Source organism: Nostoc sp. NMS7, assembly GCF_017115085.1.
GTDB lineage: Bacteria > Cyanobacteriota > Cyanobacteriia > Cyanobacteriales > Nostocaceae > Nostoc.
In genome coordinates this window covers 1-12262 of the sequence record NZ_JABXKJ010000190.1, presented here as the reverse complement: position 1 = coordinate 12262, position 12262 = coordinate 1, and the positions used below count along the sequence as shown (strand labels likewise).

Below are 12262 nucleotides of genomic sequence, written 5' to 3'. Positions count from 1 at the left end.
AGAAAAGCTGGGCTTGAATACACATAGTTGGTCTCCTGTCAATGCGTAAGTTCTATTCTAGTCCGGTTGCGTTCAAATTTGTGTTTATGGGGCGAACCAGGAGCTTATACAGGCATTGGCTGTCCCAGAAAACATGATGATAAATTCAAGTTGAATGAACCAACAACATGGGGTGAAGCAGCATCTGTCTTCGAGGTAGATGATCCGAAACTAAAACGAGTACGGGTTAGTCTGTGGAAAAATCTGCATTTCCGTAAAGCGGTGACACGTCCGATGTCACTTTTAAGAGTTGAACGTCTCGATGAACAAGGTAATCAACGAGTATCGAAACCTTTGTGGTTAGCTTGGGTAGGAGAAGAAATGCCTCCCTTAGAAGAAGTTTGGCGACTTTACTTGCGTCGCTTTACAATTGACCACTGGTATCGTTTTTTAAAGCAACGCCTACATTGGACTGTACCAAAGCTGAGTACCCCTAAGCAATGTGAGCGCTGGAGTGATTTGATGCCTCTGATGACTTGGGAGTTGTGGTTAGCCCGTGATATCGTTGCGGATAACCCTTTACCTTGGCAAAAGTCATCAGATAAAATGACCCCTGGAAGGGTTGCCCAGGCGATGGGAAGCAAGACATTTTACTCCGTCATGTGCGTTTGGGAAAACTTTACTGGCGCTGTAGTTACTGCTATCAGGAAATGCCCGTTTAGAAAACGGGGGTGGTAGGCTAACGTGCCATCAGCACCACCACTGACCGCCCCCCAGCAAGATATTCAAGAGATGCAATTAACGGCGCAGTTTTCAAATCGGAGAAATCTTGAGGAGATGGCAAAGCAGTATCTACAATTCGGTGCCAGCCTTCTCCACTATCCAAAAGTGGTAGTTCAAATGTCAACGGCTGCCAATAAGCATTGAGGATAATATATAGATGCTCATTAGATTTTGGGTGACGCAGCGTGAATGCCAGACTACGAGAATCATTCCCCCAATCAGGTTGCTCTAGTTTGGTCCCATACCAAACGATGTTTGGCCGATGAGAGCCATCGGTAACACTGAGAAGTTTTTTTTGCCGAAAGATTTTTAAGGATTGGATAAACTGAATTAGTCCTCGGACAAATCGCAATAAATCCTGGTGTTTTTCGATACTGCTCCAGTCAAACCAACTCAGTTCATTGTCTTGGCAATAACCATTGTTATTCCCCTTTTGCGATCGCCTAATTTCATCTCCCATGAGGAACATCGGCGTTCCTTGGGAACATAAAAGGATGGTGAAGAAGTTTTTGATTTGTCGCAAGCGCAGTATTTCGATTTCTGCATCGTCCGTAACCCCCTCTACGCCACAATTCCAACTATTGTTGTCCTTTGTGCCGTCACTGTTATTTTCCCCATTGGCTTCGTTGTACTTGTAATTGTAAGAAACTAAATCATTTAAGGTGAAACCATCGTGACAGGTAATATAGTTAATACTATGATTCGGTTCGTAGTCTGGTCGTGAGTAGATATCTGGGCTACCCATAACGCGAGCAGCTAATCGGCTGACTATACCGCGATCGCTTTTCACAAAACGGCGCACATCGTCGCGGTAGGGGCCATTCCATTCCGCAAAGCGATCACTGTGTTCGACAAACTTTCCTACCTGATATAGTCCAGACCCATCCCAGGCTTCAGCAATTACCTTTGTTCCGGCCAAAACTGGGTCTGTTTCTATCGCCCAGAGAACAGGTGAATCAGCAAAAGGCTGACCTAATTTGCTCCGAGATAAGACAGATGCTAAATCAAAACGGAAACCGTCTACGTGCATTTCGGTTACCCAGTAGTATAAACTATCTAAAATCATCCGTGTAACCATCGGATGATTCGCTTTCAAAGTATTACCGCAACCACTGTAATTACTATATTCAGCTTGGTATGGTTCTAGAAGGTAGTAAGCTTGGTTGTCTAATCCCTTAAATGACAATGTTGGACCATCCTGACTACCTTCTGCCGTGTGATTAAAAACAACATCTAGAATCACCTCAATCCTGGCGCGGTGAAGGGCTTTGACCAAATCACGAAATTCATTTATGGGATCTAGGCGATCGCTACGGGAACTGTAATAGCTGTGGGGTGCAAAGAAGCTGATCGTACTGTAGCCCCAGTAGTTCTTGTGACTAGGAGGTGCATCATTAGGATCAAACTGATGAATTGGTAGCAATTCAACTGCGGTTATTCCTAATTCCTGCAAATAAGGAATTTTCTCAATGAGTCCTGCATACTTACCGCGTTTTTCGGGAGACACACCAGAAGATGGATGACGAGTAAAACCATCTACGTGCAGTTCATAAATGACTGTTGTTGCATAAGGAATCCGTAGGGGAAGATCCCCCTCCCAGTCGTAGGTTTTGGGATCTGGTGCTACCACCGCCCGTAGCGCTTGGGCGCAATTATCCTTACCAAAACAGCTAGCAGCTTCACGACTATAATTATCCCAACCTACTACTGCTCGCGCATAGGGATCAAGTAATACCTTACTGCTATCAAACCTTAGTCCTTGATCTGGCACATAAAATCCATCCGCCCGATAAGCATAAACCTGCCCAGGAGCAATATCTGATACCAAGATATGCCAATAGTAGAAGGTTTTGTTATGCTTTTTGTGTAGCTGAATTACACGGCTGGGTTGGGGTGAATTCGGCTCATCAAAGAGCAATAATTCCAGTCCAGTGCAGCTTTTAGAAAATACCGAAAAATTGACACCATTAGGGGTAAATGTAGCGCCAATTGGAAAAGGTTGACCTGGCAAAATATCATGAAGCATTTTGGTAATAATGGACACAAGAAATCATAAGTAGGTTAATAAATGGTTAACGTTCGACTAAGTTTATTCGCCAAAAGTCTCGGCGAGCCGCGATGAATGATCAATATATGGTTTCTGTTTTGGCAGCTGCTCTCCCAAACTCAACACTCTGCTCAAATCCACCTATCAATAGGGTTTGAGACGTGCTAACCCTTCTTGGGAGAGGGATTTAGGGTGAGGGCGAAAACTACAGTTCTCAACTTAGATAAGGTTTAATTATTTAATTCTTACGAACTAATCTCTGGGGAAATCCTGGTGGTAGCGACCTGACGAAATAGACCTTGACTGGTTCATCCCGATTTGAGTTCTTCACATAAGATGTACTTAGAAAAGGACGATATTGAGTCTGGTGAGCAAGATATACTTTCATGAAAGCTGTACTAAAAGCCTGAACATGAGTGCGTCCCAATTCTGGGTCACGTCCAGAGAAAGCAGATAAACGATTAGAAGATGGTAAAACTACGCTACTCACACCAGCAATCAAATCAGTATGAGTTCCTTTGTCACCAATACCCAAATACTTTTCTTTGGTAGTCAACCAGGAAAATGCTTGTATTTGTTCCAACAAGACGGGAGTAAACGTGTCTGATGCTCCACCAGCAATGACTACGGGAATTTCGATTCGGCTCAGACCTGCTTGCCCAAGAAGACTACTCGTGACTGGATTGAGAGCAATCACAGCTTTGACTCGGCGATCGCGTAAATCTAGGTTGCTTAAGTTTTGTTGTATCTGTTCATAATCAGGAGAATTTTTTCCCAGTGCTAAAGCACGACACTGCAACAACAACGAAACATTGACCGGATCAGATTCAGATTTACAATCTTTGTGCAACTGATTAATATTGATGCGTGCGCCAGCTAAGACTAAGGCTGTGTAACCACCGAAAGATTGTCCAATCACACCGACTTGTTGAACGTTGATTTTTCCTTGTAGCCAGGGATCAGATGTTGAACGCTGTTCTAATTGATCGAGTATAAAAGTTACGTCTAAAGGTCGGTCAATCAAATCTGTGTCTGCAAATACTTGTTGGCTTTTCCCTGTGAGTAGTGCTTCCATTTGGAGAGAATCACTACCAGGATGCTGAGGAACAATAACTGCAAATCCATAGGATGCTAAATTTTCTGCTAGGTAAGCAAAGCTATCGCGATCGGAACCTAGTCCATGAGAAATGACTACAACTGGTGCGGATGATTGACTTTCAGGTAAATAGATATCTGTCTGAATGACTCTAGTTTTAATACTTCCAGTCAGAGATTTACGATTAGTATCCACAAAAGCGATCGCTTTTTTCTGCCAAGAAAACGATCCTGACTTGTTGTATAGTTCCGGTAATTTTGAGATATCTACAGGTGGTTCAGTCGATGCTTCTGTAGTAGACTGTTGATCAATTACAGAGAGAGCTTGATTTGTCTCCTTTTTCAGAGTGGAGAGTTTATTCATCAGTGCCAAAAGATTTTCAGTGTTAATCCGAATATTCTGTGAAGGGAAGTAGCGCATCGTATTCAGTAGTGTTAATCCCCCTGGATCGACCGCAGCTAAAATCAACGCTGCACGAATTGCATAAAAACCGTTTTGTCCTGAATCTGTTTGAATCAATTCACCCGCAGACTTTAACATAGATTCTCCAATTTCTGAATAAAGAAATTGAGAGACTGCTACGGGACTTAATTTTTGTTTTTCAGTCAAAACCTGACGCAGTTGAGCAACATCCTCTGGTTTGAGGCGCTTTGTATATGATGCTAGTTGACTGCTAATTTTACCTTCCTGAGCATAAGTCTTTAAATCAGTAACAGGAAGAGAAAATTCTAAAATACTGTAAGAAAATTTTATTTGTTCAGCACCGAGAGCTGGCATCATTCCCATACTCAACAGCCCGATAGTGATACCGACCCAAGAAGGAATTTTAAGTTTCATAGCATCGTCTGAATGAATAATTTTACTGAGGCTAATGTCTTCTAAAGCACGGGCAGTAGTTGTATAGAAATGGTATTGGAAGTCAAGCTTGAGAGCGATGCCTGCGGCAACTCCTTCGGAGAACGCATCCTAATCGCTTTCAAGAAACAAACTAGAAGGAAAAAGGATTTGACTTGTTTGTTTCATTTGTAGCGTGTGGTGTGCCGCTCTCAAGCAGTTAAGCAGGGGCATCTCCCTGAAACTTGACGACTGTTCCTTGACTGTTTCCATTCAAAGAGGCTAATTCCCCAGCAGGAGTAGGTTCAGGCGATTGGGGTGGCTTGGGAGGTTTACCTTTAGAAGCAAAGTCTGTGAGATTTTTGACCACCACATAAAGGACAGGCACTAAGAGCAGGCTGAAAATGACGGAGACCAATAAGCCGCCAAACACCGCCGTACCGAGCGACGTCCGGCTGGCTGCACCCGCGCCGGATGACAGTACTAGGGGAAGGAACCCACATAGGGAGGCAATTGTGGTCATTAAAATCGGGCGGAACCGTTGTTCAACTGCATGGAGTGCAGCCTGAGCGATGGTCATTCCTTTCTCCCGCGATTGATTGGCAAATTCTACAATCAAAATTGCGTTCTTACTCGCCAAACCAATCAACATCACCAGTGCCACCTGACAATATAAATCGTTGACCAACCCGCGCACTGAGACGAATAACAACGCGCCTAAAATCGCAAACGGTACGGTCAGTAGGATGATGATTGGGTCGATGTAATTTTCGTACTGCGCTGCCAAGATTAAAAACACAGCCACGATACCAAGACCAAAGAGCAGAATCGTTTGTCCGCCAGACTTGGCTTCTTCTCTGGAAATCCCTGTCCAGTCGTAACCCAAACCGGGCTGGTCAATTTCCTTAAACGTCTGCTGCATCGCCGCAATTGCTTGCCCAGAACTGTAACCTGGAGCAGCATTGCCTTGAATCTTGATCGAGCGGAATAAGTTGAAGTGGCTGATGGTTTGCGGCCCTGTAATCGGAGTCACTTTGGCGACTTCATTCAGTAGCACCAGATTACCACCTCTGGAACGGACATTAATTTGACCAATATTGTCTGGAGAGTTCCGAAACTGTTCATCTGCTTGGATATATACGCGGTAGCTGCGCTGGGAGAAGGTAAAATCGTTGACATACTGCCCACCCATGTAAGCGCCCAGAGTATTCATTGCCTGACTAAAATCGACATCGAGGGCTTCTAAGCGATCGCGGTCAATGTTAATCTCGTACTGGGGTGTGCTGGAGGTGAATTGAGTGAACACTTTAAGCAATGCAGGATTCTTATTGGCTTTTGCAATCAACTGTTGCGCGATCGCTAAAAATTGATCGATACTCAGCTGTCCGTTGGTGCGGTCTTGAAGCTGAAATTCAAAGCCGCCCGTCACGCCATAGCCAGAGACGGCAGGTAGGTTGGAGGTGAAGATCATCGCATCCTGATTTTGGGCGAAGATGCCATTCAGCCGTTGCACGATCGCCTTAACTGTATGTTTGTCACCCTTGCGCTCTTTCCACTCTTTCAGGTTAAAGAAAAACGTCCCCTGATTCGGTCCATTGCCGTTTAGACCAAAGCCGCCAATGACCAGAGATGCTGCCATCTCCGGCACTTCTTTTTGCAGGGTTTGATAGACAGTCTGCGTCAGTTTTTCGGTAGAGGCGAGGGAGACACCATCGGGAGCCTGAATCAGACCGACGATAATACCTTGATCCTCATCTGGCACAAATCCACTGGGGACGGACATATAGATAAACACCGTTGCCGCAAGTCCGAGGATAAATAGCCCCACTACGAACATGCGGACGCCGATCAGGAACTTGGTCAGACGCTCGTATTGCTCCAGTACCCAGCTAAAGCCCCGGTTAAACTGACGAAAGAACCAGCCCAGTGGACCTCGCCCTTCACCCTCGGTATGATGCAGGAAGAGTCCCGACATACTGGGGGTGAAACTCAGGGCATTGAATAAAGAAATGCCGATGGAGAAGATAATGATTAGTGCGAACTGCCGATACATAATACCGGTCGCGCCCGGAAAAAAGGACACCGGGATAAATACTGCCATCAATACCAAGGAGGTGGCAATGACTGCGCCGGAAAGCTCCTCCATCGCCTCAAAAGCAGCTTGCCGTCGGTCTAAGCCTTGTTCCATCTTGGCAGCAATCCCCTCGACGACGATGATCGCATCGTCTACCACCAGACCAGTTGCCAGTACCAATCCAAACATAGTCAACGTGTTGAGCGAGAAGCCCAGGACATAGGCAAACCCCAATGCACCAATCAAGGATACAGGAACAGCGATCGCCGGAATGATCGTCGCCCGCCAATCTTGCAAAAAGATGAAAATCACCAGCACCACTAGGGCGATGGCTTCCATCAGCGTTTTCACCACTTCTTCAATTGAGACTTCCACAAACTTGGTGGTGTCGTAGCAAATGACGGCTTTCAAACCGGGCGGAAAGTTTTTTTCTAACTCTGCAATTTGGGCTTCCACGGCTTTGGCAGTATCCAGCGCATTGCTGCCCGGAAGTTGATAGATCAACATGGCAGCGCCCGCTTTGCCTTGTACTAGTGCCGAAGTTGTATAGTCCTGCGCTCCTAACTCGGCTCGTCCCACATCCTTGAGTTTAACCAGGGTCCCGTCGGTTTGGGCTTTAATCACCAGGTTCTCGAATTCCTTGACATCTTTTAATCTACTATTGATGCGTAGCGGGAAATTCGAGTTCTGATTTGCCTTGGTGGGCGCTTGACCGATTGACCCTGCTCCCACCTGAACATTCTGAGAAGTTAGCGCACTGCTGACATCCGTTGCCGTCAAGCCCCGACTGGCTAAAGCGTTGGGGTCAAGCCACAGCCGCATTGCATATTGGCGTTCCCCAACCAGTCTGGTATCTCCCACACCAGGGACGCGCTTGATGGCATCGGTGATGTACAGGTCAACATAGTTACTCAAAAAGATGTTGTCGTACTCGCTATTTTCAGCATAGAAGCCATAAACTAGCAGAATGCTGTTAGAACGTGCTAAAGTGGTCAATCCAGTTTGCCGCACAGACTCAGGTAAGGTCGGTTCGGCGATCGCGGCTCGATTCTGGACGTTAACTTGGTCAATGTTACGGTTACTCGCTGGGTCAAACTGAGTTGAAATCGTGCTGGAGCCGTCATTACCACTGGCTGAAGTCATGTACTGCATCCCCTCAACCCCGTTTACTTGCCGCTCAACCAAGGTTGATACGGTATCTTCAACAGTTTGGGCATCTGCGCCAATATAGGTGCTGCTAGTTTGCACCTGAATCGGCGCAATTTCCGGTAAGTTGTTAATCGGCAGCAAGGGAATACAGATGCCACCGACTAGTAAGATCAGCAGGGTGCAAACCGTTGATAAGACAGGTCGCTTAATAAAGGTGTCTGCGATCGACATGATGATTATCCTATTGGTATTAACTTCTAAGGTTGTGGTTGAACGGGTACGCCATCACGCAGTTTGAGAATGTTAGATACCGCTAGGCGATCGCCTGGTTTAATTCCCTCTAAAATCGGATAGCGATCGTTTTGCACCTCACCCAACTTCACAGGTTTTTGATGCACAACGAATTGCGGCTTTTCCTTGGATTTATCTTTTTCCACCACCTTTTTCTTTGACTTGTCTTCTTCCACCAAATAGACAAAACTCTGTCCACCAATGCGATTCACCACTTGAATCGGAATCAAAATCCCCGGTTGCTGGCTCCAGATAATCCGAGCGCGAACATATTGCCCATCCCGCAATTTGCCATTTGAATTAGCAAATCGAGCTTTCACTAAAATAGATTGGGCAGCTGTACTCACTTGCGGCGCAATAAAGTTAATACTGCCGGTGGTTAAACGCTTACCTGTGTTGACATCCAGTAGCTCCACAGGTAATCCCCGACGCAGTTGAGCAGCATTGTTAGATGGTACCGAAATTCGCATATCCTGGATATCGTTTTTGGTAATCGTGGTCAAGGTTCCGCCAGTACTCACGTAATCGCCGATCTTGACTGAGAAATCGCCAACGATCCCATCAAGCGGTGCAACCACCTGCTTCTGATTCAGATTCACTTGATTTGAGGCAACTTGAGCCTGGGCTTGCTGGACGTTCGATAGTGCCTGATTGACACTTGCTTGGCTCGCGTTCACCTGCTTTTTAGCAGCATTTAGGGTAGCGATCGCTGCATCTATGTTGTTTTTAGCAATATCGAGTTCTTGTCGCGCCTGTGCGCCTCGTGTTACAAGCATCTTGGTTCGCTGGAACTGCACTTGCTGTAATTTCACATCTGCGGCGGCTTTAACTTGATCGGCTCGTTTCGCTTCCAGCTGTGCCTGGGCGGTTGTTACAGCCGCACGATTAGAGTTAACCGTAGCAATGGCGCTGGAGACATTGGCTGTAGTCTGATCCAAACTTAAAGACAGAATCGGTGTTCCCTTGGTGACGCGATCGCCACTGGCTACAAATATGCGCTCAATTCGCCCCTGAACTTGCGGCTGAAGTGAAACGCGTTCCTGGGCTTCTAATGTGCCGACAAACTCAGAGGTAGATTGAACTTGGCTCGATTTGAGAGTTTGCACCTTAACCGCCAGAGGCGGTGCTGGTGGTGGCGGGGCTTCTCGCTTGCCTAACAATCGCCAAGCCACAAAGCCCCCGCCCCCAATCAGCAGAACCGCCAGTATAACCCAAAGCCATCTCTTGCGCTGTGGAGTCGGTTTAGAAGCGGTTTCGTCAGTACTTTCCTCAGTACTAATCGGATCGGTAGATTCTGGTGCTAAGACTGAACTAGAGCCGTTTGCAGCACTATTTTTCAGATCAGCAGTTGGCTCGGAAGATACAGATGTAATTGGGCGATCGAGTGACATAAGATATTTAACTTCCTGAATATTTGATTTGTTAAATCTGGGTTTGCAGGTTTGAATCTGTCGGAAATATTTTTTAAATTGGTATAAACTACAGCAGAAACTCTGCACCTAAAGCAGTGATCTTTGGGATTATTTTTGGCAGCGCTAAAGCAAAAAATATTGGCAGCTTAATCTCTGCGTTCAGCCGCCATTTGCCAAATTCTCTCTAAGGTTTGAATTTGTTCTAGCCGCATTGCTATTAGTTCATCGCGTATTTTGTGCCCCCTTCCAACCCGAACTCCAATATAGAAGAAGACTGCTGCGACACAAAGACAGGCAACAAACAAACTATCAAATTGGTTTGTTTGTTGGGTGAGGTGAATTTGATCTAGTTGTTCAGTCACTGAAGCTAGAAATTGGGGATGTGCTGTGATATCAGTGGGAGATAATGTATTCATATTTATATGCTTTTCTTAATAATTAGTCTGATCACAACCTACACATTTTTATTTTTTAGGCAAAACCTACGCAGTATTGCAACGTACCCGTTGCTGGGGTAGGAGAATTCCCGGACTGGAGGCTCTTAAACAGTCCGGGTAAAGGGCTGTATCTTAACTTAGCCCCATTGGTTCAAAGCCTTAGACAGCGACCGACATACTGATTCCATGACTAATTCTGTCTAGCATCTGCTTCGCCTGACTCACATCCTCGTTGCTGCCTGTCACAAGGATTATGAACTCGCCTGCTTGGATTTGAGTCTCGTACTTCAGTACCTCGTGTTTCGGGATTCCTAACCCGGACAACGCACCCGCAAGTCCTCCTACAGCAGCAGCACCAACAGCACCAACAAGCGTTCCTTCTAACCAACCTGCCAGCACTCCAGCAATGGGGCCAGCAATGATGATCGGAGCTACTCCGGGAATAAATAACACTCCAGCCCCTGCTAAAATGCCAAATAAACCTCCGACGAAGCTACCCCAATAACCACCTCCTGCGGCTCCAGCAATGGCAGTATCTTTCCAGGTGAGAAATCCCCGCACATGTTCAGTGGTTTGGTAGTCTTTGCCAATGATTGAGAGCTTTTGCATATCGAAGCCTGATTTTTGCAGCTCCAATACAACCCTTTCTGCTTCTGCATGGGAGGGGAAATGAGCAACAACCGTATGTGTATATGTCATGAGTTTGTCTCCTTTATCTATGTCAATCTAATTCATAATTATTGATTCATAATTCATAATTAAAAAGGGTTTATCCCTAATGGTTATACAAGCATTCGGAGTTTTTTTTAGGGTCTGAAACAGTCTTTAATTACGAATTACGAATTAGGAATTATTTAACGTGTCTTACTTCTTTGTAGTTACTGTTGTGGCTTCGGCATCTAGTCTGGCCTTCAAGTTGAGATTTAATCCCAGATTGAGTTTTTTGTCCGCACACTTAATACTTACAAATTTTGAAAAATTTAACCTCTACCTTTTGAACGTTTTAGTAGAAGTTATACAATTCACACACTATTTAAAACCTTATCAAAACATAATTGCTCTTATAAACGATTCCCATTTGCTCCTCTCAGCAAGACTTTCACTGCTATATTTAGGCAATAGCATTGCAGTCTTATGTCGCAATTATAAACTGCAACTATAGCGAATCTTTCCTGAAATTTTTATGAATATCTTCAATCTTAATCCTTTGGGAGTAGTAATCTAATTCATGATTTATTTCCCATAAATACTTGTCAGTTTTGCAAAATGCTCTGACTGTAACTGATAAATTCACTCGCATAGATTCTGGTGAACGAATACTCTCGGATTTTTGAACTTTTCTATCGTATTATCTATAGCGATCGCTTGATTACTTTCAATACCCAAGATAAAAAACTCCATCCCCTTGTGGGTGGAGTTTTTAGTCATTAGTCATTAGCAGTAAACCACAAACTTTTAAAAGCCAACGTAAAAACAAGGGTTTCAGCCATCGTTAATCAGGAGTATTGACCATTGGTTTTAGAGGGATCTTAGAGCGATCGCTTGAAGATGACTAGGGTGATCGTCTGAAATGCTCAACAAAACGTTGTTTTGTGATATCCCTGGCTTTGGCTGAAATGTTTGCTTGGTAAAGCTTCTAAAAAACTTTTTGGTTTACTGTTAATATAACTCGCCACCGCGAGCGAAAATTTCTATAACTTCACTTCTGGTTACTTGATTTTTCTCCGCTATTTCTAGTAGTTTTTCCCACACTTCATCGGTTAAGCGAATTGACCTTAACCGTTTGGGTGAATCTCCATAATCTGTTTCAAATTTACCATCTAGTGTACGGGGTCGTCTTTGAGACTTTTGTCTAGTGCCTGAATATTGATCCATTGCCAAAAGTTATACACGATATCCTAGCTTATCATGTATATACATGGCTGAGTGATTGGTTTTACAAGATTTTTTTCTTATCCCGGTTTTCTGTTCCGTTGATGATACTGTTGGCGAATATAATACATAGTTGTATTTTTAAGTATTACATAAGCTCAAACCTTCAATCTGTCGTTGCGGCTTTTAGTTGTAACACTTTCGCCAACAGTATCCGTTGATACTCACACCCCAAAGAGAAAGAGTCTTTATCATTGCCTACACCGATGGCTTATTCCACCGTCAACA

Annotated in this window: 9 protein-coding genes; 2 read left to right on the top strand and 7 right to left on the bottom strand. The window is 44.7% G+C overall.

The window, feature by feature from the left end; genetic code table 11:
• The first annotated feature begins 66 nt into the window (after positions 1 to 66).
• Positions 67 to 717, top strand: coding sequence for a hypothetical protein (locus HWQ38_RS21365; protein WP_292797475.1), 651 nt, complete (start codon positions 67 to 69; stop codon positions 715 to 717).
• 1 nt (position 718) lies between these two features.
• Here HWQ38_RS21365 and glgX read toward each other — a convergent pair whose 3' ends face one another.
• The 6 genes from glgX to HWQ38_RS21335 form a co-directional block, all read right to left on the bottom strand.
• Positions 719 to 2806, bottom strand: a complete 2088-nt coding sequence (gene glgX / locus HWQ38_RS21360; RefSeq protein ID WP_292797473.1) for a glycogen debranching protein GlgX — start codon at positions 2804 to 2806, stop codon at positions 719 to 721.
• A gap of 241 nt (positions 2807 to 3047) precedes the next feature.
• A complete protein-coding gene (locus tag HWQ38_RS21355) occupies positions 3048 to 4742 on the bottom strand; it encodes an alpha/beta hydrolase (protein WP_292797471.1) in 1695 nt (564 codons plus the stop codon).
• 217 nt (positions 4743 to 4959) lie between these two features.
• Complete coding sequence (locus HWQ38_RS21350) at positions 4960 to 8193, bottom strand: efflux RND transporter permease subunit (RefSeq protein ID WP_292797469.1); 3234 nt, start codon at positions 8191 to 8193, stop codon at positions 4960 to 4962.
• 26 nt (positions 8194 to 8219) lie between these two features.
• Positions 8220 to 9644 carry an efflux RND transporter periplasmic adaptor subunit gene (locus HWQ38_RS21345; protein WP_292797466.1) on the bottom strand — a complete coding sequence of 475 codons (1425 nt, stop codon included), beginning with the start codon at positions 9642 to 9644 and terminating at the stop codon, positions 8220 to 8222.
• Between the two features lie 167 nt (positions 9645 to 9811).
• Complete coding sequence (locus HWQ38_RS21340; RefSeq protein WP_292797464.1) at positions 9812 to 10081, bottom strand: hypothetical protein; 270 nt, start codon at positions 10079 to 10081, stop codon at positions 9812 to 9814.
• Positions 10082 to 10261: 180 nt separating this feature from the next.
• Positions 10262 to 10801, bottom strand: coding sequence for a general stress protein (locus HWQ38_RS21335; protein WP_292797462.1), 540 nt, complete (start codon positions 10799 to 10801; stop codon positions 10262 to 10264).
• A 609-nt stretch (positions 10802 to 11410) separates the two neighbouring features.
• On the opposite strand from HWQ38_RS21335, the gene HWQ38_RS21330 reads away from it, so the two are divergent.
• Positions 11411 to 11533, top strand: coding sequence for a hypothetical protein (locus tag HWQ38_RS21330; protein WP_292797459.1), 123 nt, complete (start codon positions 11411 to 11413; stop codon positions 11531 to 11533).
• A 228-nt stretch (positions 11534 to 11761) separates the two neighbouring features.
• Here the strand turns inward: HWQ38_RS21330 and HWQ38_RS21325 are convergent, their stop codons facing one another.
• The gene (locus tag HWQ38_RS21325) at positions 11762 to 11977 is read right to left on the bottom strand and encodes a transcriptional regulator (protein WP_292797456.1); all 216 of its coding nucleotides are present in this window, start codon (positions 11975 to 11977) and stop codon (positions 11762 to 11764) included.
• Positions 11978 to 12262: the final 285 nt, after the last annotated feature.

Bases quoted from the DNA above. Each gene is read 5' to 3' on its own strand.
- HWQ38_RS21340 (WP_292797464.1), bottom strand. From the start codon at position 10,081: ATGAATACATTATCTCCCACTGATATCACAGCACATCCCCAATTTCTA.
- HWQ38_RS21325 (WP_292797456.1), bottom strand. From the start codon at position 11,977: ATGGATCAATATTCAGGCACTAGACAAAAGTCTCAAAGACGACCCCGT.
- HWQ38_RS21335 (WP_292797462.1), bottom strand. From the start codon at position 10,801: ATGACATATACACATACGGTTGTTGCTCATTTCCCCTCCCATGCAGAA.
- HWQ38_RS21345 (WP_292797466.1), bottom strand. From the start codon at position 9,644: ATGTCACTCGATCGCCCAATTACATCTGTATCTTCCGAGCCAACTGCT.
- HWQ38_RS21355 (WP_292797471.1), bottom strand. From the start codon at position 4,742: ATGAAACTTAAAATTCCTTCTTGGGTCGGTATCACTATCGGGCTGTTG.
- HWQ38_RS21350 (WP_292797469.1), bottom strand. From the start codon at position 8,193: ATGTCGATCGCAGACACCTTTATTAAGCGACCTGTCTTATCAACGGTT.